This window comes from Paenibacillus agaridevorans (assembly GCF_003112455.1).
Taxonomy (GTDB): Bacteria; Bacillota; Bacilli; order Paenibacillales; family Paenibacillaceae; genus Pristimantibacillus; species Pristimantibacillus agaridevorans.
In genome coordinates this window covers 1-24679 of sequence record NZ_BDQX01000098.1, presented here as the reverse complement: position 1 = coordinate 24679, position 24679 = coordinate 1, and the positions used below count along the sequence as shown (strand labels likewise).

The window sequence follows — 24679 nt, the reverse complement described above, 5'->3', positions numbered from 1 at the left end:
AAAACCACCCCCCCCCGCCACTTCGGCAGGGGGAGAAGGGTATTGTATATCACTATCGTACAGGCGGGAGGAAGGGCAACGTCACCATTTTCGATTAGGATTGGCCGTTAACCGTCTGTTTAGTTCTGGCGCCTTAGTTTTCTTTGTAAAAGACAACGCCTTGCGTTGCAAGCTTTTTATGCAAAGCAGGGATGGAGATGTCCGCGAGGTTGGAACCCGATTCGATGGCAAGCGCAGCAGCGACGCCGGCCGCTTGGCCCAACGCGTAGCAGGTCGCCTGCACGCGCATCGACGACATGGCTACATGCGTGGCGGAGATGCTGCGGCCAGCGACGATCAAGCCTTCTACGTTCTGAGGAAGCATGCAGCCATACGGAATATCGTAGCCGTCCAGTTTGCGTTCGTCCGTGTTCGCTCCGCCGGTCGGGTTGTGAATGTCGATCTCATAGTTGGTCTGGGCAACCACGTTCTCGAAGCGGCGTCCGCTCGTCAGGTCTTCTTCGGTCAACGTATAACGGCCTTCGATCTGATTGGTCTCCCTGACGCCTACCTGTCCGGGAACATGGGACAAAATATGGTTCGGGTGATTCGTTCGCTGCAGGTAATTGGCGACAGAGAACACTTGTCGCAGCGATTCCTTCTCGGCATAATTAATATCCTTAATATTCGCTCCATTGCCCTTGACGCGCGTCATGTTGACGAGCAGCGTGCCGTTGCCCATGCCTCCCCAATACAGATGGCGGCCTTGCGGAAGCTCCTCGATCGATTCGTACTTATAACAATCGTCGGGCAAATATTGGCGGACCGGCTTGCCTGTGTCCTGCATCATGAACATAAGCGTCATCGGCTGCGTCAACCCATCCTCGTCGCGTCCGGACCGGGTAGGCACGCCGGAATCCTGAGCGACTCTGGCATCGCCGGTGCAGTCTATCACGACGCGTCCCGTGAACGCCCGCAGCCCTTCCCGCGTATTGGCCACAACGCCAGCAACACGCTTGCCCTCCATAATAGAAGAGACGAAGCTGGTATGGTAATAAACCTCAACGCCTTCCTTCTCCAGCTTGACGTTTAAATAATGCCGCAGCTCGAACGGCGAATATTGCGGCCAAATGGAAACGTGATGCGAATCCGGAAGCGCCTCGGGCAAAAACTCCGAGATGATCTCTCGATAGATACCCGTTACGTTGCCGACGCCCATGAATACGCTTACGTTGCCTAGCGTTCCCATACCGCCAAGCTGCCCCGACTGCTCCAACAGAATCGTCTTTTGTCCGCTGCGGGCGGAGCTGATGGCCGCAGCCGTACCAGCCGGGCCTCCCCCGACAACGATGACGTCGACTTCATCGAATACGGGAACGCTGCGTTCCAATTTGATTTCGCGATTTGACACAATGACCAACTCCCTTAACAAATTGTTATTCTTGATTTCAATTGTAAGGAAAATGAAGCATGATTTATAGTTTCATTTTTGTTACAATTAGAATCAGCATAACCTGCAAGGAGGAGCATGGATGTCGATTAGAAAACAAGTGACTTTACGAACGATCGCCGATGAGCTTGGCTTGACCATTCATACCGTATCCAAGGCGCTGAGAGGGTTGCCCGGCATGTCCGAAGCGACGCGCAAGGCCGTCACGGATTGCGCCCGAGAGCTCGGATACCGGACGAAGGAGCAGGAAGCGGGCATCTCGGCGGAACGTATTCCTTGGTCGTCGGCGAAACCTCGGCGCTTCGCGATGCTGATCGTCGGCGACTCCGACTTCCATCAGATGCAGTTGGAAGGGGTTCGCGTGCGTCTGAACGAGCTCGGACATTCGCTTTATCCGCTGCTCGTGCCGGCCGAGATATCCGACGAGGACGAGCTTCGGCATTGGCTGGATAACAACGGACTGTTCTTCGCGGATGGTCTGTTCCTGACCGCGGTAATTCCGGAGTGGATGGAGACCATTCTTCTGGAGCTTCCGCTGCCCAAGGTGCTTATCAATTACCCGCCTGACGTAACGGCGGTCGACAGCGTCATCTGGGATGTGGAATTCGCCATCCATCAATCGATGGAAGAGCTATACCGGGCGGGACATCGAGACATTTTGTACATCGGGGAGCTCGGGCGGCTTAGAGGATTTCGTCTGCGATGGAGCGCGTTCGCCGCTTCGGCGGAGCGGCTTGGATTGCATGGCCTCGCTAACCCGGCAGAGCACGTAACGGAGAGTTCTTCGGACCGTGCCGCATGGATGGAACGTTTGACCTCGAAGCTGAGCTCCGGTAAATACACGGCTGCCGTTGCCGCCATACCTGGCATAGCCGAATGGGTGAGAGTCGCGGCGGGTTTTCTAAAGCTGAGCATTCCGGATGATTTGTCCCTTGTCGGGATGGAGAACGAAGCGCATCCCCGTTATGAAGCCATGTCGCGGCCTTTGCTGCTTGTCCGGGAAGCCGGCGAGCGAGCGGCGGAGCTGATGCTGCGAAGAATCGCGAATCCGCTGCTGCCTTACGAGCAAGTGAGGCTGAGAGGGACATTTTATCCGGGCGAAACAATAATTCCCGTGGGAAAGTACACAGTTCATGAAACAAAAGAAATTGCCATGTCGGCTACCGAAGCTCTCCGTTACTAATTTGGTAACTTTCAGGATGTCCCGTATCCTATAAAAAAGAAACAAGGCCAGAATGCGTCGCTTTTGCAGTCTGTCCTTGTTTCGCTTACTATATTAAATTGAATCTGTTTTAAACGGATTGGCCTTATAGCTCTTATATCCCCCCGAGAGGTTCCTTACTTTAAAACCATTTTGAGTTAATATTTGAGAAGCTATATAACCGCGCTGTCCCACTTGGCAATAGGTATACACGGGCTTTGATGGATTCAATTCGTGCAAACTCTCGCGAAGTTCGTCCACTGGAATGTTTATGGAGCCTGGAATTGCCCCAACGGAGTGTTCATCTTCCGTACGAACATCGACGAGTTGCGTGTCTGGAATCTCTAAATCGTCCAGTTCATCCGACAGCCAAACATCGGTTCTTCCATCCAATATGTTCTGGGCGACATAGCCTGCCATGTTAACAGGGTCTTTTGCAGAAGAAAATGGTGGAGCATAGGAAAGCTCAAGTTCAGAAAGGTCTTGGACCGTACCTTTTAACCGCATCACGGTAGCAATAACATCGATTCGTTTGTCAACACCTTCTTTACCGAAAGCCTGGGCTCCGAGAATTCGCCCTTCATCGTTAAAGATCAGTTTCAGAGTTATCGAAGACGCACCTGGATAATAAGTCGCGTGGGAAGGCGGATGAACAAAAGCAACATGAGGCGTCTGGCCGTTCTGCTTGAGTGTCCGTACATTTACCCCTGTAGCCGCTGCAGTCATTCCGAATATTTTTAAAATAGAAGTCCCTTGGGTACCATGATATTGACTTGTTAATCCGGCAATGTTGTCAGCCGCAATTCGACCTTGCTTATTGGCCGGACCTGCAAGCGGAATTGCCGTTTGATTACCGAGAACAAAATGGTTGACCTCTACAGCGTCACCGACGGCATAGATTCCTTGAATGTTGGTCTCCATCCGTTCATTCACAACAATGTGACCGCGGGCACCAAATTCAATGCCCGACTCAAGCAGGAAATTGGTGTCTGGCGTCACTCCAATTGCGAGAATGACCATGTCGCTTGCGATTTTCCGTCCGCTTTTCAATTGTATGTGTACTTCGTTTGATACCGCTTCGAATGATTCGACGCTGTCCCCGAGCGCAAGACGTGCGCCTTTGTCCTCTAGCTCCTGTTCTGCATAAACGGCCATATCGGAATCGAAGGGAGCCAAGATGTGTGGAGCAGCTTCAATTATTGTGACTTCAATACCTCTCTGAATTAAATTTTCGGCCATTTCTATTCCAATAAATCCGCCGCCAATAACAGCGGCCCGTTTAACATGATGGTCTTCAATATAGGACTTGATGCGATCTGTATCAGGTAGACTCCGAAGCGTAAATATGCGCTCACTATCTATGCCTGGAATAGACGGTTTTATCGGCTTCGCGCCAGGAGATAGTAATAAGGCATCAAAGCTTTCCTCATACTCTTCGCCATTACTTTGTCGTACAGTAACCGTTCGCCGTAAGGCGTTAATACTCGTTACTTCACTGTTGATACGGACATCGAGATTAAAGCGGCTCTGCATAGCTTCCGGCGTCTGGACAAGCAGTCTGGAACGATCCTTGATGTCTCCGCCGATATAATAAGGAAGTCCGCAATTTGCGAACGAAATGTATTCGCCCCGTTCAAACAGGATGATTTCTGCCTTCTCGTCCAATCTCCGCAGTCGTGCAGCCGCCGAAGCGCCACCCGCAACGCCGCCTACAATTATTACCTTTTTACTCATGTTTTTTTCCCTCCGTTGATTGGAATAATAATTCAACGATCTGTTTCACTTGTTCGTTTTTGAGTGAATAAGTGACTTCAAGGCCTTGTCGCCGCGCTTCGACAATGCCGGCTGCCCGCAGCTTCTGCAGGTGAGTAGAGACCGTCGATTGCGGGAGACTCATACAATCTTGGAGCGCCGCAACATTGAAGCTTCCTTGCCGAGCCAAACGCGTAACGATGCATAATCGTTCAGGGTGGCCAAGCGTTTTGAGCATTTCAGACGTCTTCTGAAGATGCTGTATAGTATAATCCATCCGCGAGGACTCCTTTCATATCGCGATATCGTAATATTGCGATAAAAAGATACAGAGGTCTATGAACTAAGTCACAGAGTGATTGATTTTTAGCGACATGCGGTTAGTTATTCATATACAGGGTTGACGAATATGAAACAATAGCTTATAGTATCGATATACCCATACAGGTATCCGTATTTTCGAAATCAAAATGAATCGGACGGAAAAATGAATATTGTAAAGTGTTCATTTTTTTTGGACATATAAATACCCCATAGGGTATTTAGGTCGATCATAAATGAACGCATACGTTTATCCGGTCCGAAAAACAGAAAGGAGGAGACCCACTTGGATTTTGCCTGGATTCTGACATTGTTTGCAATCGGGTTTGTCGGTTCCTTGATTTCCGGGATGGTCGGTATCGGAGGCTCCATCATTAAATACCCGATGCTCCTTTACATTCCCCCGGCACTAGGATTCGTTGCTTTTACAGCACAGGAGGTTTCCGCAATTAGTGCAGTACAAGTATTCTTTGCTTCGTTAGCCGGGATATTTGCCTTTCGAAAGGGAGGTTTTATCAATAAGTCGCTCGTGTTATACATGGGCGTCGCCATCGTAGTCGGAAGCTTTGCCGGTGGTTATGGCTCAAAGTTTTTGCCTGATGAAGCCATTAACCTGACCTATGCCGTTCTTGCGCTTATAGCTGGTATTATGATGTTTCTTCCCAAAAAAGGAGACGAGTTAGCGGACTTCACGAAGTTAAGTTTTAATAAAACACTTGCGGCTAGTTTGGCCGGCCTGACCGGGATCCTCTCCGGAATTGTAGGAGCAGCCGGCGCATTTATTACGGTTCCTATTATGCTCGTTGTCTTGCGAATACCTACACGCGTTGCCATTGCTTCATCGCTAGCGATTACTTTTATATCTTCCATCGGCTCAACTGCAGGAAAAATGATGGGCGGCCACATGCTGCTCCTGCCATCAATCGTCATGGTTATTGCCAGCACAATCGCATCACCGCTTGGCGCTATGATAAGCAAGAAACTGAACACCAAAGTATTGCAATGGATTCTCGCGGCATTAATTGTTGCGACGGTCATAAAGATTTGGCTTGATATTTTGACTAATTGAAGGGAGAACTGTTTACCATGACAACAACTCTTAAAGTTAATCGGACAATCGAATGCGAAGGCTTGGCTTGTCCTCTGCCGGTTGTAAAAACAAAAAAAGCAATGGAGGAACTAAACACCGGAGAGGTCTTGGAAGTAAAAGCAACCGATAAAGGTTCCGTAGCGGATCTGCAAAGCTGGTCCAAACGGACCGGTCATCAATATATCGGACTTAAGGAGGAAGGCGGGGTATTCCGCCATTACATCCGGAAAGCCGATCCAACTGAAACCAAAGAAGACGTGAAATTTCAACACACGACTTCACTGGAGGAAATTCGCAATAAACTCGCTGCCGGTGAGAAATTGAACATTCTTGATGTACGAGAACCGGCTGAGTACGCTTTCGGAAGAATACCCGGAGCCCTATCAATCCCTGCAGGAGAGCTGGAATCTCGTTATCAGGAGTTGGATCCAGACAAAGAATATCATGTGATCTGCAGAACTGGCAGCCGAAGTGACATGACATGCCGTACCCTGGCTGACAAAGGCTTCTCAAAGCTAAAAAATGTCATTCCGGGCATGGCCGAGTGGGATGGAGACTTGGAGAAAGACATTTGATAACAAATCGATAGATCAAGGTTCAAAACTATTTAATCACATCAATTAATTGGATGGACGTTATGAATCTCAAGAAAGAGGATTTCGTCGAAAGTAAAGATGTTGGCGGAGCTGTAAAGTTCCTTGATTTTGCTCAAGATGCCTATATAACACTAACATTTTATTTTACAGCCTAAGGGGGAAATCATATGTCCACGAACAAAATTAGGAAGATGTCGGCAAAAGAAGTTGCACAAGTTGTTTTGGGAGGCGAAGAACTGTTTATCCTCGATGTGCGTAATGAAACTGATTTTATCGACTGGAAAATTGAAGGCCGCAGCGTGCAGATTATCAACATCCCATACTTTGATCTGATTGACGGCGTTGATCCCGCGCTTGTACAAATTCCGGATGGCAAACCCGTACTTGTCGTATGTGCGAAGGAAGGCTCTTCGATGTTTGTTGCCGAGCAAATAGCGGAAGCCGGCAGAAGCAACGTGTCTTATTTGGAAGGGGGGATGAAGTCGTGGAGTGAATACCTGGAGCCTGTAAAGGTTGCAGATTTATCGGGTGGAGGCGAACTGTACCAGTTTGTTCGTATCGGAAAAGGCTGCTTATCTTACGCAGTGCTTTCTAAAGGCGAAGCTGCCATTATCGATACAAACCGTATGATGGACCAGTATGAAAATTTTTTGCAAGCAAAAGGCGCCAAACTTGTTCACACCATCGATACGCATCTGCATGCCGATCATATTTCAGGAGGCCGGGCTTTGGCAGAAAAGTATGGCGCGACCTATCACTTGCCCGAGAAAGACGCAGGCGAAGTGACATTCCACTACGAGAAACTTGAAGAAGGCAAGGATATCCACGTAGGAAGCGAACGAATTATTGTACAACCTATCTACTCTCCCGGGCATACAATCGGTTCGACATCGTTTATTATCGACAACAAATTTTTGTTGTCCGGCGATATTTTGTTTATCAAATCGATCGGACGCCCGGATTTGGCAGGGTTGGCTGAGGATTGGGTTGGCGACCTTCGAGAGACGCTTTACAGCCGATATAAAAATCTGTCTGAAGAATTAATTGTTTTGCCGGCGCATTTCGGAAAAACAACTGAACTTGGCGAAAAGGGGCTGGTATCTGGCCGACTCGGCGATCTCTATAAGCAAAACCCAGGCTTAAACATCACGAATGAAGACGATTTCCGCAAGACAGTCACCGAGAACTTGCCGCCTCAGCCAAACGCATATCAGGAAATTCGCCAAACGAATATGGGGAAAATCAATCCCGACGAAGAAGAACAGCGTGAAATGGAAATCGGTCCAAACCGGTGTGCCGTTCATGATAACTAATAAACTTTGGAGGAATGTATAATGGATCACAATAAATTGTTAGACGCAACTGGATTGGCATGTCCGATGCCTATCGTAAAAACAAAAAAGTCGATTGATGAATTATCATCCGGGCAAGTGCTGGAGGTACATGCTACCGATAAAGGAGCCCAAAATGATTTGACCGCTTGGGCCAAAAAAACAGGTCATGAAATATTGGACAGCAAGGAAGAAAACGGCGTTTTCAAATTTTGGATTAGAAAAGGTTAAATACTGAGGAGGGAATGACAAAATGTCATTTTCTCCTTCCTAAAATTTAAATCCATTACTGTTAGATTTCACTTGTTTATTATTATGTATAAGGAAAGGATGGATTTACTTCATGACACAAGTTGGAACCACTGAAAGAACCACGATTGTGCTTTTCAGCGGAGATCTGGATAAATCGATTGCTGCTTTCATCATTGCGAACGGGGCAGCTGCCTACGATCATGAGGTTACGATATTCTTTACGTTTTGGGGCCTAAATGCACTGCGAAAAGATCAGCCTGTTCCGGTTAAAAAGGGGCTATTGGAAAAGGCATTTGCCTGGATGATGCCGCGCGGTTCCAAAAAACTAGGCTTATCGCGCATGAATTTCGCAGGCGCAGGCCCGGCTATGATCAAGCATGTGATGAAAAAGCATAATGCACTTAGTCTGCCACAGTTAATCGAATTGGCACAAGCGCAAGGCGTTAAATTGGTGGCATGCACAATGACGATGGATTTGCTTGGTCTCCAACAGGAGGAATTGCTGGATGGCATTGAATATGCCGGTGTTGCAGCCTACCTTGGCGATGCGACGGAAGCGAAGGTCAACTTGTTCATCTAAGTTCGAAAACGGATATCACCTTCGCATTTGGTGTATTGTAAACCTTGTGATCTTTGTTCATAATATACCTGTTCGTTTAATTGAGGGGTGATATTCATGAAGTATGATGATGATGTGAAACGCAGATTGAAGCGAATCGAAGGACAGGTTCGAGGCGTTCTTAACATGATGGAAGAGAATAAAGATTGTAAAGATGTCGTAGGCCAGCTTTCAGCTATTAGGAGCGCAACGGACAAGGCGATTGCCTATATCGTAGCCGTTAATTTGGAGCAGTGTCTTGTTGAACAAATGGAACAAGGACAAGAGACCGGACAGGTTGTGAAGCAAGCGGTTGATCTGCTAATCAAAAGCAGATAAAAAAGGTAAGGAATGATGATAAAATGGATACATCAACGATGATTATCATTTTTATCGCTTTAGTCGTTATTTTATTTTTTTATAAGAAGTTTGCTCCGGTTAAAGGAGTGCGGACATTACATTCAAAAGAGTTCGAACAAGAGCGAATGTCCACAAAAGATGCCATTGTCATCGACGTCCGTGAGCCGCATGAATATAAGGCAGGGCACATGCCAGGGGCGAAGAATCTTCCGCTTTCGCAATTAAGCAGCAGAATGAACGAACTTCCAAAGGATAAACCCGTATTTGTTTATTGTCAGAGCGGAATGAGAAGCAAACGGGCTGCGCTAATTTTCAAAAAAAACGGTATCCCCAGTATCGTGAACCTAAAAGGCGGCATAATGGCTTGGCATAACTCGCTTCGAAAATAAGAATGGAGTCCCTTACACATCGGGGGCTCTTTTTTTGCGTTATTTTTTAAGCTTTAGGTAATAATACATCGGTAGTGTAATCATTTCCTAAAAAGGGATTGAGTTTAATCAACGTTACGAAGTGCTTGAGGTATGTAATCCAGTCGAAGCCAAAAAAGTATTCAAATAGTTTCATAAACCGAGGTGCGATGTACAGCGATAGTCAGGACTTGTTTCCCGTCCTTGGCTGTCGTTTTTTTAATTTATTTTTTAATTCTTTTGGTACGATAATTCGAGATGGTTTTCCTATAAAGCTGAAAGTTGCCCCTTAATATATATTGACATGTATATATACTCTTGTATATATTTAGTTCATGAGAACAGCAACCATGCAGTTAACGTTACTTACTCTAGCCGAATCCAATCGATTCAACATCGTTGAGTTGTTAAGAAATGGGCCTAAATCGGTAGGAGAAATTGTCCAGGCACTAGGCATAAGCCAGCCGCATGTATCCCGTCATTTGCGCATCTTGAGCGAGGCCGGAATGGTACGCTCACGCAGCCAAGCACAGCTGCGCATTTACAGTCTCGAAGCCGGACCGTTCCAGGAGCTGGACGAATGGTTTGATTCCTTCAGCATTCTATGGGAAGAGCGTCTCGACAATTTCGAGGAGTATATGCTGGATTCTAAGAAGAAGGAGGACTTATGAAAGGTATTAGCCGTTTTATCGCGAGCTACATGCTAAATTACCGCAACGTTTGGAACCAAAGGCTGGATTCCCTTGAAAACTACCTAAAAAGGATGTCTGCAGATGAAAAGAAAAACAACCGTTCGTAAAAACCGCGAGCGCAGAGAACTCACTGTCGAGCGAATTGTCGCGATGCCTGTCCGGCTTGCATGGGAAGGCTGGACGGAACCTAAACATATTACAAATTGGTGGGGGCCAAAAGGCTGGACGACCACCGTTTATGAAATGGATGTACGGCCAGGCGGCGTGTGGCGATATAGTCTCAAAGCCGATGACAATAGCGGCGAAGAAGCCTATTGCAGAGCCACATATGAAGAAGTGGAGGCACCAGGCAAACTGGTCTACATTGACACTTTTGCCGACAGCGATTGGAATATGGTTTCGGATAGCGAAATGTACACGACCGTGTTGTTCGAGGAAATTAGCGGAGGAACGCGAATTAGCATCGTGACGCGATTCGCTACCAATGAACAATTGGACAACGCGGAAGCTATGGGCATGATCGAAGGATTCACCGATGCCTATGATCGACTAGAAGACTACTTAGAAACCTTAATGGGAGGCAAAAACACGATGGAAACCGTTATTTCAAAAGATGGGACACAGATTGCTTATACTAAACAAGGAACCGGTCCTGCAATCATCATCCTATCATCAGCAGCTGCTGACCATCAGGATGCTTTACCGTTAGCCGAGCACCTGACGGCCAACTTCACCGTATACAACTACGATCGTCGCGGACGTGGACAGAGTAAGGATACCGCGCCTTACGCAGTCGCTCGGGAAGTGGAGGATATCGAAGCATTAATTGCAGCTGCCGGGGGACAAGCTTACTTGTTCGGGAGCTCGTCCGGAGCCGTGTTGGCGCTTGAGGCGGCAAACCTGTTAGGAGACTCGATCGCTAAGCTCTATTTGTACGAACCACCGTTTATTATTAACGACAGCCGTAAACCTGTGCCTGTTGACTACGTAGAACATTTGAATGCGCTCATTGAAGCCGACAAGCGGTCTGAAGCAGTCGAATATTTTGCATCCGAGGCTCTAGGCATTCCTGGTGAATTTATCGGCTACATGAAGGCCGACGCTTCCTGGAACAAAATGGAGTCCTTGGCCCATACGCTTGCTTACGACGGCATGATTATGGGAACGACACAATCCGGTAACCCACTTCCAGCCGGCCGATGGAACGTTACCATTCCTACATTGATAATAACAGGGGAAAACAGCGAACCGCTATTCCATGACGCTGCACGCGCGCTTGTCGAGCTTCTTCCAGGGGCTACTGCTCATTTACTCGCTGGCCAAGACCATTCCGCAGTTGTGATGTCCCCTGATGTAGTGGCGAAGGCCATAGTTGATTTCGAGCGATAAGGAGAATGGAAGTATGACTGATGCTTCAAACTCTGGATCGATTAGTCGGTACACGGCAAAACCTTTAACGGCGACGGCCTCTAGATTCGCGCTTGTAGCGATCTTTTCAGGAGCATTGTTCGTGCTTATCCTAATCAGCCTGCATCTGCTGCAACCTGAATTTGATCCAACATGGCGTTTTATCAGCGAATATGCTCTTGGCGACTATGGTTGGATGATGCACATGGCTTTTGGATTGCTGGCAATTGCTCAAATTAGTGTGGCGATTACGATTTTTCCGCATATTCGAACGGTTTCGGGATACATTGGACTTGTCATTCTTGGAATCAGTGCAATTGGCGTATTAATCGCGGGTATCTTCGTGACCGATCCCATCTCCGTTGGTCCGGATGATGCAACGTTTAGCGGCAGCATGCACTCGATCGGAGCGATGCTGGACTACACGCCGGTAGCCGCCTTGCTGATTAGTCTTTCGTTATGTCGAATGGATGCTTGGAAACCTATGAAGAGAGTGCTGCTTACAAGTGCGGTTATTGCAATCGTCGCGATGCTTGTATTTGTACTTCAAATTCCGCAAAACGGGCAATTCGGGCCGGAGGTATTGGCCGGTTTGTTCGGACGAATCTTAATCCTGGCCGACATTGCGTGGCTAATCATTGTGGGAATACATGCAGCCAAGCTGGGAGCTACTAAGTAAGACTTAATTAGAGGTATAGGGCTGTAGAAAAAATCATATAACGTTGAATTATCGAAAACCGGCCGCATCGCGCTTGCAGCCGGTTTTCGTCTGAAATAGGACAAAGATTCATTTCAAATACAGTTTACGAAAGAATGTTAGCAATAACTGCATTCTATGCATTTGCGGGAGGTGTCAGTTACGCTGGCACTACCCCAATATAGATGCTGGCAGTCATTGCCGCAATTTAGGCATTAAGAGAAGTGTGTTGTGATCTTTCTTTTATTACTTTACAGTTATATATCCGTATGGTAATATAAAGATCGTAAAGGGTATATAAATTATAGTTGGAGGGATCAAGTTATGAAGACACTTACTATTCACCATCGTACGTTTATTAACGCCGCGCCGGACGAGGTCTATGAGGCGATTGCAACCGGTCCGGGCTGGGATGCGTGGTTTACGCAGGGAACGACAGTAGATGCAAGACCGGGCGGAACGATTCATTTTCGATTCCAAGATTTTGGGCCCGACCATATCACGCTCGAGGATGGGGGAACGGTTCTCGAAGCGATTCCTGGCGAGAAATTTGTCTATCAGTGGACGCCGGGCGAATCGACGACGACGATTTCCTTCGTATTAACGAAACTGGGCGAAGGGACTTTGGTTTCATTAGCGGAGTCGGGCTATAAGCAAACCGACATGGACTTGAAGGCATTCGCCGATTGCGCGGTCGGATGGGGCGAGGCTTTGACTTTGCTCAAATATTACCTGGAACATGGAGTGACGTATGGCGCAGTGCCGAAGCATCGACTTGAGAAGCCAATGACGCAGCAATACTCCAATCGAACTGACAACTTCATGAGATCGCACCAATGAAATACACTGCCGACGCCACATCTAAGAGTAGTACCAGCATAGTTCGCAGTGAGGAACTATTTTGGTACTTGGCACTTCATGAGAGCTTCGCTGGTACGACCCCGTATAGGCTGCTGAATCATTTCAGCAGCCTATTTTAGATGAAGATTAATAAACGTGGAAGGATGAAAACAATTACGATTCAGCTTGCTTGGATTCAACAGCTCCGATGACGTCGGCATTACCGCCGTCTGTTCCAATATGACGCAAGATGACGGCCGCGAGTATGGAGAGGATCGCGATGCTGACTGCGATCGTTGCCGCTGCTGCATTAAATCCCGCCGTGAATGCTGCCTGCGCCTCCTCAAGCAAACCGGGAGGCAGTTTTTGCGCTACCGAGGATGCTCCCGCGAGGCTGTCCCCGACGGCTTTGTGGACATCCTGAGCCAGCGTATCCGGTATCCGGTCGAACATCCGGCTGCGATAGACGGCGGTTGTGAGGCTACCCAGCGTGGCAATGCCAACCGCCAGGCCGAGTTCCTGTACAGTCTCGGATATGGCCGAGGCTGATCCTGCCTTCTCCGCTGGCGCCGCGCCTACCACCAGATCCGTGCCAAGAGCGGCGATCGTGCCAAGGCCGAGATAGACAAGCGAAAACGCCGCGGTGACCAGAGCAATGCCAGATGGCCCGTTATCGAGTCGCGTGAGCATCAAATAGCCGATGACCGACAGTCCGAGCGCGACCGCGATCACATAGCCGGGTCGGATACGCCGCGATGCCAGTGGTGCAGCTATGCCAGCGGCCAACATAGCGAGCGCCGGCGGCCCCATCCAAAGCCCTGCTACCAGCGGCGGTAGGCTGGCGACCAATTGTAGGTACTGAGTGACTAGCAGCATCGTTCCGCCGACGCCGATGAGGCAAACAAGAAGTACGACTAATGCGACGCTGAACACCTTGCTAGAGAAAAGATCCAAGTCGAAGAGAGGGTTTTCCAATCGGCGCTGTCGCCGAACGAACAAGATCACAAAGACGAATCCCCCTGCAATCGCAATCGCTGTTTCGGTACTGATCCCATTTTTGGAGATCTGCTTGATGCCGTAGATGATGGGCAGCAGGGCTAGGAGCGAAAGGGTGACACTCAGGATATCCAACCGGCCGTTCTGTGGTGCCCGGTATTCCGGAAGGAGAAATGGCGCGGCTACAAGCAGGAGCCCGACCATCGGCACCGCGACAAGAAAGGCCGCCCCCCACCAATAGTGCTCTAGCAATATACCGCCCACGACCGGGCCGGCCGCCATGCCAAGCGCGAACATGGTCGCCCACACCCCAATCGCCAGCGCACGCTGGTGACGGTTTACAAACATGTTGCTGATAAGTGCCAACGTCGATGGCATTAGTGTCGCGCCAGCCACACCAAGTACCGCACGTGCTACAATAAGCATGGATGCGCTGGTCGAATAGGCCGCGAGTACAGAAGCGATTGCAAAAGCAGCCGCACCGACCATCAGCAGCTTGCGCCGCCCGATGCGATCACCCAGCGTTCCCATCGTGATGAGGAAGCCGGCGATCATAAAGCCATACACGTCCACGATCCATAGGGCCTGCGCGCTCGTCGGTTGCAGATCGATTGCTAGCGCGGGCAACGCCAGATGCAACAGCGTCAGGTCGAGTCCGAGCAGGATGGTTGGTAGGGAGAGAAGCGCGAGCCCGGCCCATTCGCGCGGGCCGGCGAACCTCACGGACTGAATGGTTCTCCCCTCAGGCCCTTCAGTGGTACATGAATTTGCCAAAAGAATCACTCCTTCTGATCTTTAATGCTTAATTAAAGCCAGTGTTCCATTTCCCCATCTCCACTCTTAATAGTCTGTGTCGAGTATACATGCATACTATCATCAAGTATAATGATTGTTAGTGATATTGGTATCACTTTTTATGATGGAGGCGTGATTCATGGAACTAAGCGACCTGAGGATATTTCAAGCAATTGCTGAAGAAGGAAGCATTTCTGGAGCTGCAGAGCGATTAGATTATGTTCAGTCCAATGTAACTGCAAGGTTACGTAGACTAGAGGATGAGTTAGGTGTCCTGCTTTTTTATAGAAGACCTAAAGGAGTTCAGATCACAGAAAAAGGCGCCCTTTTTCGCAAGTATGTCGATTCAATTTTGCAAATGGCAGATGAGTCGATCAAAATACTACAAGATCACGGTAAACCAAGTGGATCATTAAAAATAGGTGTTGTTGAAACGGTTACGTGCGGGAATTTCATGAACCTAATTGCTTCTTACCAATCGCGATATGAACAAGTATCTCTTAGTTTAGAAACAGGCAATCCTCTTGAATTAATGGAGAAGGTAAGGAACTTCGAGTTAGATGCTGCTTTTGTAACAGGTGAACTGACTAAAACAAATCTCGTTACAGACTATTTATTAACGGATGAAATTGTATTATTATCTGGCAGGACATTCGATGTCTCAGCTTTAATAGAGCAAAAGTGGGCGATATCTCCAAGAGGTTGTCCTTTCAGAATGAAATTGGAACAATGGTTGAAGGATGAGGGAGTTGCACTAAAGAATTTCATTGAGATTAGTTCATTAGAAACGATTTTAAGCAGTGTAAAAGCGGGGTTGACGTCAACCATTCTACCTAAATCGGTTTTAAAAGGTCCATATGAAGATTTAAATGTGTACCCTATACCCGAAGCGTATCGATTTATTGAAACAGGTCTTATCAGAAGAAGAGAAAAATATTTGGACTATGCTTACAAAGCTTTTGCGGATCTAGTTAATGAGGAAGGTCTGTAAAGAGAATAAGGGCATGTCAATGCATTCGCCCCAAGGAGTCAAATGTAGTTCTGGCTTTCAAGCGACGCATTAACTTGCCGCACAGGGAACTGCTTTTTCTTGCAATTGTATTTCTGATGAATTGATTTCGAGTTTTCGTGTACCAAGCCATTTCACCCATTCTGGATCGCGATGAGAAAAGAAGACGCTTTGTTTCGTATCTAATGAGGCAATTGACACCATAGCCCCGATGTCCTTATGGCTCGATTATATGGGTAGACTTGTATACAAAATTCAACACAAGTGGCTTCACCGGGATAAGTGTGTATGAAAATTCGAAAATTCATATACAATTCACCAAACTGGCCAAACGTGTATGAAAATTCATACACAATTCACCAAACAGGCCGGAACATGGTAAAACGTGTATGAAAATTCATACACAATCCTCCAAACAGGCCAGGATCTGGCCAAACGTGTATGAATATTCATATACAATTCACCAAATAGGCCGGCACATGGTCAAACGTGTATGAAAATTCATACACAATCCACCAAACAGGCCTGCACCTGACAAATGATTATCCAATAAATCAGTGAAAACGGAATGCTGGACGCCCCGTTTTGGTTGAATGTTAAGTGGCAGGCATCCACCTCGCCACTTTCCAGAAAAAGCAGGTACACAAAAAAGTTGGACGGAAGCGCCCAACTTTATATTTTTGAGACTTATTGGACAGCCCCTTTATTTTTTGCTGTACATCAATTTCTAACTGTCTAATGAGTTAGCCATTAGAGAGAATCAGGCAATTATTTGAGACAATCGAGTTAACAGTTCACCCAACAAATTGAATCAACAGTTGATTAAAACGCTCGCGTTCTTCCCAGAAAGGGCCATGGCCGCTGTATTGGAATGGGACGAGCTGCGAGCCCTTGATAAGTTTGCTCGTTTCCTGCCCTTTGGCGAAAGGAACGATTTTGTCGTGTACGCCGTGTACAATCAGTGTAGGTACGACGATTTTCTGAAGTTCAGAATATACGTTTTCGTCCCGCAGCGTGGCCATGATCGCCGCAGTGGCATAGCCAGCTGCCTGCAGTCCCATCTGCATAAACCAATTGGCAAAAGGACCTGTAATAAGCTGGAAGAAGAACATATTAGTCAGGTTATGCAGCATGTTGGGGCGGTCGTTCAAGGTGGCTGTAATAAACTCGTTTGCCGTCTGTTTGTCTACGCTAGACGGCGCTGCCGCATCGATCAGCACGAGTTTGTTTACGCCAAAACCTTGGTGCCGCGCCATATACCGAATTGCGATCGCCCCGCCGGTCGAATGACCTGCCAGTGTAAAGTCCTTCAGTTGCAGCGCTCCCACGACGATTCGTAGATCGTCCGCCAAACGGTCAAAGCCATAGCCCGTGATTGGTTTATCTGAGTTGCCGTATCCACGCCAGTCCATGCTGACGCAGCGGTAGCCCATCGCTGGAAGTACATCATACTGATATTCGAACTGATTGTGGTTAAGCGGCCAGCCATGAATGAAAAAGATGGTTTTCCTGCCCGCCGGATTAATATCCTCCACAAATATGTTAATGCCGGGTTCCACCGTAATAAAACGTCCCACATCGATCCCTCCGAATCCGTTTTGTACATCTAATATTATACTCACAGTTAGGGCATAGGTGATTGCCGGCGATTGTGGAAGAAGCATAGAACATCAGCTACAGAGAACGAAAAGGCTTTCGGAAGGATAGATTGCACTTGTTACAATAACAAACAGTTTGGTATTCTTTGAGGAACCTAATGTAAAACTTTGAGATGAACGGAACCAAAAACTTACGATGAAAGAGGCGGGCTTAATTTGAAGATATCGAAGCAAATTGCAGCATTTGATCTCGACGGCACCTTGTTGGAGGGCAACAAGAGTGTGATGCCGGATTTGGCCAAGGAGCTTTGGAGAGGCGGATACAGGCGCATACGCGGGGTGCTCGTTTTTGGCCTGGCAGGCGGTGCCGGAGTGTTGAGAAAACTACGTTTGATTTCAAGCGAAAGTTTTACCCTGATTGGCACTACTCTCATCGTTCGGTGGATGGCCGGCGACAAACTAACTACCCTAGAGCCATACTTTCATCGTACGGTGGAGCGGCAACAAGTCAGGCAAGCAGTGGCGAACCTACTGCGCAGTCATCAGGCAGAAGAGCGTGAGGTATTGCTGGTCTCTGCGGTCGTCCAGCCCTTACTGGAGTGTTTTGCAGAACGGCTCGGTGGGCAGGCGCTGGGGACTGAGCTAGAAATGACCTCCGACGGTCGCTTGACTGGGCGCATGGTTGGAATTTTCTGTTCGGGATCTGGTAAAGTGAAGCGGCTTCGGGACTGGGAGGAGCGAACGAATCGTCCAGTCGACTGGCAGAAAAGCTTCGCCTATGGCGATACGCTACCGGACCGATTCATGTTGGAGTCAGTGGGCTACCCTGTTGCCGTATCTCCGACACCGGACTTCCGTGCGGAGGCTAAACGGCTCGGCTGGAAGATTCTTTAAACGTGGATAATCTGTTTGGTTGGGCCTATGAACGAGTTCAATAAAAAAAGGGGCGGTTGCATGGTTAGTCATGATTATTTCAGGAGATGGGCATGCCAAAAAATGGTTGAAGCTTCCCATAGTAACATTTGGGATGGTCATTGGGCGTGTGCGGTGTTGGCATTGATTCATCTTTTAGAAGAAAAACTGGTGCCCAGCGAGTTAGAACGCCTAATCTATCAGAATCTCGATAAAACAGTTGAGGAGCATGTAAATTCCGAGAAGTATCGGAATGATAAGGCTTATAACGATTGCCGATCCGGTTTGATAGAACTGCTGATTCAGAATAGCGGTACTGCCAATTCGCTTGGACATGACGTCATCTACACCTATTATATGCTGGATTTACTCACTCGCTCCGACGTTCCCGCTACCGCCGAATTATATCAGGCCATGAAGAAGTTACTTGAGGGGTTCGAAGAATCAGGCCCAGGTTTTGTAACAATTAACGATGAGAATGTGGTCATCCATCCGGATGGGCTCGAAACAAAGGTCGAAAGATTCAAGCTTACTCCAGCAATAGTACTTGATCTATTCCACGGATTTTCCAGGATGCCTCAAATGGAAAAAAGCGATATGCAGCTGGGGCACATACTTACCCACGGCCATGCTATCGTACAACTCAAGCAAGCTTTTAATGGAGATGGCTTAGATGTCTTGGATGAGGCCCTTTTCACAAGGATAGATATTTTGAATTTCGCGAACCAATTAGAGGCCGTATCTTCTTCGATTGCAGTATCTGAGAAGAGATGGAGTCCCTTGGAAGCCTCCTACTGGGAACAGGCATTATCGGACAACTTGCACGGACATTATTATAAATACGCATTCAGCTATCTGAAACTGAATCGGATGGCTGAACGCAACTTTGTCGATATTCAAAAGTTCAACAGGATTTTACTGACTGAGTGATAAAATCGATGAGAAAGGATGAAGAGCTGGAAAGAGTGGTTTTAGAACTTAAATAAGCGGTAGTTACCTGAAGCTTTTCAAACTCTTGCAAGCTGATATGCTTCTAAAACTAAAGATATGGAGAGTGAATGCATTGCTTGATACCTGTGTTCCAAGCGGAGTAAAACTAAAAGACACCGGCTTCGGATATACGTTGTCCATAGTAAGCGGCAAATATAAAATGATCATTATGTATTGGCTATCAGAAAATAAAGTTATGCGGTTTAACGAACTTAAGCGATGTATCGGTTCGATCACCTTTAAAACGCTCAGTATCATGTTGAAAGAAATGGAGGCGGATAAAATTATTATACGCGAGGAATATCCGCAAGTACCTCCAAAGGTTGAGTACTCATTATCAGAACGCGGCTTATCCCTCATGCCTCTTCTAAGTATGATGTGCGAGTGGGGGGAGCAAAACATGGCGCCAAATGAAATCGTACGGCAATAAGATTGAAATTAGGGATAAATAAAGAAGTATCCCAAGAGAGAAGGAATACTTCTTTATTTTCAGGTGTTATATGAAGCTTACATATTATCGATAAAATGCAAATAATCCTGAGCACTATTTATCAATTTACTATTAGATGTTTCGTTTTCCGCTCCCGGTACATTTTCACCTGCGTCGTCTTCCTTCCCGTAAACAGCATAGAGCGAACGATAATTTGCTTTACAATATTGAAAGGTCGTCTCGAAAGAAACCAACATTTGTTCAAGCGTATATCGATATCTCCCTTGTTCGCTGTAGTTCTCCTTCATGATTCCTGCCGAAACGCCAAGTGCAACTTTGCGGTTCTTTAATGCGTGGCCTGTGGAACCATAAGCCCAACCATATGACAATACATCGTCAAGCCATTTTTTTAGGAGCGGTGGACAATTAAACCAATAAATAGGGAACTGAAAAACAAGGTTGCCATGTGATTCTACTAATCTTTGTTCTTTTTCTACGTCAATATTTCCGTCGGGGTAAACTTTATGCAATTCATGTACCGTATACTTTTCCGGATATTTTTGTAATTCCTCTAACCACCGTTTGTTTATTACAGACGATTCCAAGTTAGGGTGTGCCACGATAATAAGAGTATTCATATGCTAGTTCCTCCTTCTTGATTATTTTGAGTATAAAAAAAAATTATTAATGACGTAAGTACGCACTTTTATTACAGGTACTGTTGTAAAAGTAAGTGTCAACATCTAAGCCATAGTTAAGAGCTCATGATGATGATTCCGTAACGTCCGACCCTTGATCCGGCGGCGGTGGTACCCCAAGCAGAAAATAGGTAGGGCCGGTACGAATTCCGATTGACTCAAGTCAACGAGCATGTTATATTCATTTTTGAAGCAACCCGATGGTTTTAATAAGGAGGTTAACATCCATGGCCCGAAAGACGAAGCCACCAGAGGAGCGGCGCGCTGAAATTATTCAGACAGCCAAGGAATTGTTTGAGGAGAAGGGTTATGAAGGAACACAAATTAGTGATATTACGAATAAAATGGGTGTTGCACATGGGCTTGTGTATCACTACGTGAAATCAAAATCAGAATTGCTCGATGCCGTAGTTGAAGAGTGGGCTAAAGAGATATTGGTAGATTTAATGGTTCTGATGAAAGACAACACAATAAGTGCAGCGGATCGATTAGAAAAAATATTCTTATTTACAAGCAATATGTTAAAAAAAGATGCTTCTTTAATTACAACCATACATCAGCACGAGAATGAGGAGATTCACAAGCGAATTGGCAGCACAGGAATAAAAATGATTCTCCCTATATTCAAAGAATTAATTGAAATTGGAAATGCGGACGGTTCTTTCAATTGCTCGTACCCTGAGGAAACAGCGAAATTCTGTTTATACGGCTGGCAGTCGATTGATTCAAGCATCTCCGATGAAGAAAGAGTAGGGAAGCTAAAGTATTTTTATAAACGCATGTTAGGCATCGAATAACAACTTCTTCGGAAGTTGTATTATTTTTATTTTTTATTGACTCAAGTCAGTCAACAAAGGAAGGGTGTATATAGTGAATCATTTTATGAATAAAGTTGCCATTATAACTGGCGGAGGCGCTGGCATCGGAAGAGAACTTTGTTTCCAATTATCTAAATTGGGAACGAGCGTTGTTGTTGCAGACATTCGTGAAGATCATGCTAAAATGACTGCTGATCAGATCATGAATAGCGGTGGAACCGCAAACTATATGCGTGTCGATGTCGCTAGCGAAACCGATATTCAACAGTTAATTGATGATACTGTATTACGATATGGCAGGATTGACTATATGTTTAATAACGCCGGCATTGCGATTGGCGGGGATGTCAGAGATTTGACCCTAGCGCAGTGGAAAAAAGTTATGGATATCAACTTGAATGGTGTCCTTTATGGGTCGACGATAGCCTATCGTGTGATGGCCAAACAAGGATTTGGACATATCATCAATACAGCCTCTGCCACAGGATTAATGCCGCAGCCCGGCAACACGCCATATTGCGCAAGTAAACACGCAGTCGTCGGTCTTTCACAATCGTTACGGTATGAGGGAGTTGATGTGGGGGTTAAGGTTAGTATCATCTGTCCCGGACATGTTCAAACCGACATTTATAAGAATATGACGGTTGCCAATGTTCCAAATGAAAAAATAGTGGAATCTCTACCCGTAGGGGCAATGAATCCAAGCGAGGCTGTTGATATTATATTAAAGGGCATTATCAAAAATAAAGCTATCATTATTTTCCCGGCTTCCGTTCGGTGGGCATGGCGTATTTATCGTCTCTTCCCAAGATTGTTAGATCAAGCCTGGTTACAAAAAATTAGAAGTATACGGAAACTTAAAAATGGATGATAACGACCTATACATATAAGGAGAAGGGCGTTGTCTATATTGTGTCCCGATAGCCAATAAAAAGGCAATTAGCTCTTCATCTGGATCCGTATTTAAAACAAAAAAACCGCATATAATGCGGCTTTCATAGTTTACATGTTTTTATCGACTGACAGTGATCAAACATTTCGTACATTATGCAACCGGGGTTCCGTCCAGTGATTGTAATTTGTACATTGTTTGTACTCTCTTTCATTTTTCAGATGCAGCCGTTGAAATTCTGCCGGGTTCTTGTGGCTCGGATGTACCGATCGGCCTTTTTTTCCAAAACCGAATCACAGCGATTATGGCAGATCCGAGCATCAACGCGCAGCAGCATGCTGCAACCACATTCAGTCCGCTCGTAAAGGCTTCGTGTGCCCTGGTCAGCAGCTTGTCTGCAGCCAGTACACTTAAGCCTTCCGCTGCGGTTGTGGCACTGGCGAGACTATCCCCGGAAGCCTGCGCTACAGAAGGGGGTATATCAACTGGCATCGTATCCTTGACTCTGCTGCGGTAAACTACCGTGCCCAGGCTGCCTAAGACGGTGATTCCAACAGCAAAGGCAAATTCACCGCTGGTCTGCAGCATCGAGGCAGCGGAACCAGCCTTCTCAGGCGGGGCTGACCCCACGACAAAGTCGCTGGCCAGGCTCTGGAAAGGGGAAGCTCCAAGGTTAAAGAGTGTATAACCCCCTGCCAGGAGCATAAGACCTGAAGCAGGGGAAATACGAGCCAGCAGTACGCATCCAGCAGCCGACAAGATCAATCCTGCTCCTATGAGAACAGCAGGTCGAACTCTCCGCGCAATTAGGGGAGACAGCAACATACCACTCATGGAACCGATCACTCCCGGAAGCATCCACAGTCCTGCTTGAAGTGGCGACAATCCTTTAACAAATTGGAGATATTGAGCGATATACAGCATCACCGCACCTGTCATGGTAACCCCGAACATGCAGGCAAGAGATGTGCTGAAGGCTGAATTAGTAAACAGCCGCAAATCGAGCAGTGGGCTGGAAAGCCTCTGCTGCCGCTGTACGAACAGAACACCGATCAGAAGCCCCACCAATATAGTCACGATTGGAAGTGTTTGAAAACCATGCTTGGCTGCTTCTTTAAAGCCGTAAACGATAGGCAGAATCGCTCCGAGAGATAAACCTACACTTATCAGGTCCACACGTTCCCCATCTTTCTGGCGATACTCCGGCAGCAGGAAGGGACCCAGAATCAGCAGCAGCACCATGACAGGTACTGCGAGTAGAAATATCGATCCCCACCAGAAATGCCCCAACAGCGTTCCACCTACAACCGGTCCAAGCGCCATGCCGCCCATGGAGCAAGTCAGCCATATGCCGATGGCAAATGATCTTTGCTTGTGGTCATGGAACATATTGCTGATAAGGGCAAGTGTCGAGGGCGAAAGTGTTGCTCCCGCGATTCCAAGCAGTGCCCGGGCAGCAATCAACATCCCAGCGCTCTGTGAGAATGCCGCTAGAATCGAAGCGGCGCCAAATGCGGCGCCCCCAATCATAAGCAGCTTGCGCCTTCCAATCCGGTCGCCGAGCGTGCCCATCGTAATCAAAAACCCGGAAAGCATAAAACCATAAATATCCATGACCCATAGCTGCTGCGTGCTATCTGCCCCAAGAGCAGCACCGATATGCGGCAGCGCGAGAATCATTACGGAGACATCAATAGATACAAGGAGCGCGGGTAATGCCAGCACGGCAAGCCCAATCCAATCCTTTAATCCTGCCTTCATCACTGTCCCTGTCACAGCAAACATTATACCTCCTGTCTCAGTGCTTTCCCGAGTATGTCCAGTATTACCTTCGTACCATGCTCACGAACAGCCGGGGTATCGTACCCATCTAGCTGAGAAAACACGCGATGGCGTAGTATTATAGGTACGTTCGAGCACAAAAGTATCATGGACTACAGATCGTTCATTCATTATTTTCGCCTCTTTGGATGGGTATCTTCTTTTAATCTGGATCGATACTTGGCGAGCTCACCGACTTTCCATTGATTCTCCATAATCATCTCCATTAAGCGCGCTGGTCGTTTACCGGTAGCTTAACTATAAAACATGACGTCACGTAAGGATCAAGATGACGATTTATTAAAAAGGGAAAGATAGATTCGGTAATGCAGACGTATGAGGAGTTGGATGATCGATTCATTTGCCCGCATGGACCAAAGCAAAGGGGAACCGCCAAGTACACTGGAATACCATTTGAGGATGACGAAAAATCCGTGATCTATGCTCGGCATCCGCCTCGCTGCCATTCTGCAACAGCAGACGACACAAAAAGGCTGGACGGAAAACCTTGCGTTTTCTCGCCCAGCCTTTTTATTTTGGGGACTATTGGACAGCCCATTTCCTTTTTCTCGCCAGTTTTCACAAATAAGAGAACAGCGCTTGATCATAACAACGAAACACTTTCCTTTAAATAGTTATTCTACAAACAAATGAATTAACTCAATTTCACTTTAGCTAAGTCGTGTTGTAAGACATTGTTTCCTTCCTGTGGGTCAAATGAAATATCGCTAAGTCCAAAAACGTTTG

25 protein-coding genes are annotated in these 24679 nt (G+C 47.0%); 18 read left to right on the top strand and 7 right to left on the bottom strand.

Going from position 1 to position 24679, the window contains the following annotated elements:
- Positions 1 to 133: 133 nt before the first annotated feature.
- On the bottom strand, positions 134 to 1390 hold the full coding sequence (locus PAT3040_RS10105) for an FAD-dependent oxidoreductase (RefSeq protein ID WP_181376538.1): 1257 nt from the start codon (positions 1388 to 1390) through the stop codon (positions 134 to 136).
- Between the two features lie 121 nt (positions 1391 to 1511).
- Here PAT3040_RS10105 and PAT3040_RS10100 point away from each other — a divergent pair, with 121 nt between their 5' ends.
- Positions 1512 to 2612: a LacI family DNA-binding transcriptional regulator gene (locus PAT3040_RS10100; protein ID WP_108992521.1), complete on the top strand. Its 1101-nt coding sequence runs from the start codon at positions 1512 to 1514 to the stop codon at positions 2610 to 2612.
- Positions 2613 to 2705: 93 nt separating this feature from the next.
- Here PAT3040_RS10100 and PAT3040_RS10095 read toward each other — a convergent pair whose 3' ends face one another.
- Positions 2706 to 4364: an FAD-dependent oxidoreductase gene (locus tag PAT3040_RS10095; protein ID WP_108992520.1), complete on the bottom strand. Its 1659-nt coding sequence runs from the start codon at positions 4362 to 4364 to the stop codon at positions 2706 to 2708.
- A complete protein-coding gene (locus tag PAT3040_RS10090; protein WP_108992519.1) occupies positions 4357 to 4659 on the bottom strand; it encodes an ArsR/SmtB family transcription factor in 303 nt (100 codons plus the stop codon). The genes PAT3040_RS10095 and PAT3040_RS10090 overlap by 8 nt, the downstream gene beginning before the upstream one ends.
- Positions 4660 to 4989: 330 nt before the next feature.
- On the opposite strand from PAT3040_RS10090, the gene PAT3040_RS10085 reads away from it, so the two are divergent.
- The 11 genes from PAT3040_RS10085 (at position 4990) to PAT3040_RS10025 (ending at position 12973) form a co-directional block, all read left to right on the top strand.
- Complete coding sequence (locus tag PAT3040_RS10085) at positions 4990 to 5772, top strand: sulfite exporter TauE/SafE family protein (protein WP_108992518.1); 783 nt, start codon at positions 4990 to 4992, stop codon at positions 5770 to 5772.
- 17 nt (positions 5773 to 5789) lie between these two features.
- Entirely contained in the window at positions 5790 to 6368 is a 579-nt protein-coding gene (locus tag PAT3040_RS10080; protein ID WP_108992517.1) for a sulfurtransferase TusA family protein, read from the top strand.
- Between the two features lie 188 nt (positions 6369 to 6556).
- A complete protein-coding gene (locus tag PAT3040_RS10070; protein WP_108992516.1) occupies positions 6557 to 7702 on the top strand; it encodes an MBL fold metallo-hydrolase in 1146 nt (381 codons plus the stop codon).
- 21 nt (positions 7703 to 7723) lie between these two features.
- Positions 7724 to 7951, top strand: a complete 228-nt coding sequence (locus PAT3040_RS10065; RefSeq protein WP_087568577.1) for a sulfurtransferase TusA family protein — start codon at positions 7724 to 7726, stop codon at positions 7949 to 7951.
- A 112-nt stretch (positions 7952 to 8063) separates the two neighbouring features.
- On the top strand, positions 8064 to 8552 hold the full coding sequence (locus PAT3040_RS10060) for a DsrE/DsrF/DrsH-like family protein (RefSeq protein WP_087568576.1): 489 nt from the start codon (positions 8064 to 8066) through the stop codon (positions 8550 to 8552).
- Positions 8553 to 8648: 96 nt separating this feature from the next.
- Positions 8649 to 8909: a metal-sensitive transcriptional regulator gene (locus PAT3040_RS10055; protein ID WP_087568575.1), complete on the top strand. Its 261-nt coding sequence runs from the start codon at positions 8649 to 8651 to the stop codon at positions 8907 to 8909.
- Positions 8910 to 8932: 23 nt separating this feature from the next.
- Positions 8933 to 9319, top strand: a complete 387-nt coding sequence (locus tag PAT3040_RS10050) for a rhodanese-like domain-containing protein (protein ID WP_108992515.1) — start codon at positions 8933 to 8935, stop codon at positions 9317 to 9319.
- Positions 9320 to 9687: 368 nt separating this feature from the next.
- Positions 9688 to 10008, top strand: a complete 321-nt coding sequence (locus tag PAT3040_RS10045) for an ArsR/SmtB family transcription factor (protein ID WP_108992514.1) — start codon at positions 9688 to 9690, stop codon at positions 10006 to 10008.
- 102 nt (positions 10009 to 10110) lie between these two features.
- Positions 10111 to 11418, top strand: a complete 1308-nt coding sequence (locus PAT3040_RS38540; protein ID WP_258234919.1) for an alpha/beta fold hydrolase — start codon at positions 10111 to 10113, stop codon at positions 11416 to 11418.
- A 13-nt stretch (positions 11419 to 11431) separates the two neighbouring features.
- Positions 11432 to 12115, top strand: coding sequence for a DUF998 domain-containing protein (locus tag PAT3040_RS10030; protein ID WP_108992513.1), 684 nt, complete (start codon positions 11432 to 11434; stop codon positions 12113 to 12115).
- 342 nt (positions 12116 to 12457) lie between these two features.
- On the top strand, positions 12458 to 12973 hold the full coding sequence (locus tag PAT3040_RS10025) for an SRPBCC family protein (protein ID WP_108992512.1): 516 nt from the start codon (positions 12458 to 12460) through the stop codon (positions 12971 to 12973).
- A gap of 174 nt (positions 12974 to 13147) precedes the next feature.
- Here the strand turns inward: PAT3040_RS10025 and PAT3040_RS10020 are convergent, their stop codons facing one another.
- Positions 13148 to 14692, bottom strand: coding sequence for an MFS transporter (locus tag PAT3040_RS10020; protein WP_219930264.1), 1545 nt, complete (start codon positions 14690 to 14692; stop codon positions 13148 to 13150).
- Between the two features lie 211 nt (positions 14693 to 14903).
- On the opposite strand from PAT3040_RS10020, the gene PAT3040_RS10015 reads away from it, so the two are divergent.
- Positions 14904 to 15755: a LysR family transcriptional regulator gene (locus PAT3040_RS10015; protein ID WP_108992510.1), complete on the top strand. Its 852-nt coding sequence runs from the start codon at positions 14904 to 14906 to the stop codon at positions 15753 to 15755.
- Positions 15756 to 16567: 812 nt separating this feature from the next.
- Here the strand turns inward: PAT3040_RS10015 and PAT3040_RS10010 are convergent.
- Positions 16568 to 17350 (bottom strand): alpha/beta fold hydrolase, encoded by a 783-nt coding sequence (locus PAT3040_RS10010; RefSeq protein ID WP_108992509.1) that lies wholly within the window; start codon positions 17348 to 17350, stop codon positions 16568 to 16570.
- Positions 17351 to 17587: 237 nt separating this feature from the next.
- Here PAT3040_RS10010 and PAT3040_RS10005 point away from each other — a divergent pair, with 237 nt between their 5' ends.
- The 3 genes from PAT3040_RS10005 (at position 17588) to PAT3040_RS09995 (ending at position 19703) form a co-directional block, all read left to right on the top strand.
- Positions 17588 to 18265 (top strand): HAD family hydrolase, encoded by a 678-nt coding sequence (locus PAT3040_RS10005; protein ID WP_108992508.1) that lies wholly within the window; start codon positions 17588 to 17590, stop codon positions 18263 to 18265.
- Between the two features lie 60 nt (positions 18266 to 18325).
- Complete coding sequence (locus PAT3040_RS10000) at positions 18326 to 19213, top strand: hypothetical protein (protein ID WP_108992507.1); 888 nt, start codon at positions 18326 to 18328, stop codon at positions 19211 to 19213.
- 133 nt (positions 19214 to 19346) lie between these two features.
- The gene (locus tag PAT3040_RS09995) at positions 19347 to 19703 is read left to right on the top strand and encodes a winged helix-turn-helix transcriptional regulator (RefSeq protein ID WP_108992506.1); all 357 of its coding nucleotides are present in this window, start codon (positions 19347 to 19349) and stop codon (positions 19701 to 19703) included.
- Between the two features lie 77 nt (positions 19704 to 19780).
- Here the strand turns inward: PAT3040_RS09995 and PAT3040_RS09990 are convergent, their stop codons facing one another.
- A complete protein-coding gene (locus PAT3040_RS09990) occupies positions 19781 to 20341 on the bottom strand; it encodes an NAD(P)H-dependent oxidoreductase (protein ID WP_108992505.1) in 561 nt (186 codons plus the stop codon).
- 287 nt (positions 20342 to 20628) lie between these two features.
- Between PAT3040_RS09990 and PAT3040_RS09985 the strand changes: the two genes are divergently transcribed.
- Positions 20629 to 21198 carry a TetR/AcrR family transcriptional regulator gene (locus PAT3040_RS09985; RefSeq protein WP_108992504.1) on the top strand — a complete coding sequence of 190 codons (570 nt, stop codon included), beginning with the start codon at positions 20629 to 20631 and terminating at the stop codon, positions 21196 to 21198.
- Positions 21199 to 21271: 73 nt separating this feature from the next.
- Positions 21272 to 22090 carry an SDR family NAD(P)-dependent oxidoreductase gene (locus PAT3040_RS09980; RefSeq protein WP_108992503.1) on the top strand — a complete coding sequence of 273 codons (819 nt, stop codon included), beginning with the start codon at positions 21272 to 21274 and terminating at the stop codon, positions 22088 to 22090.
- Between the two features lie 231 nt (positions 22091 to 22321).
- Here the strand turns inward: PAT3040_RS09980 and PAT3040_RS09975 are convergent, their stop codons facing one another.
- A complete protein-coding gene (locus PAT3040_RS09975) occupies positions 22322 to 23896 on the bottom strand; it encodes an MFS transporter (RefSeq protein WP_108992502.1) in 1575 nt (524 codons plus the stop codon).
- Between the last annotated feature and the right edge of the window lie 783 nt (positions 23897 to 24679).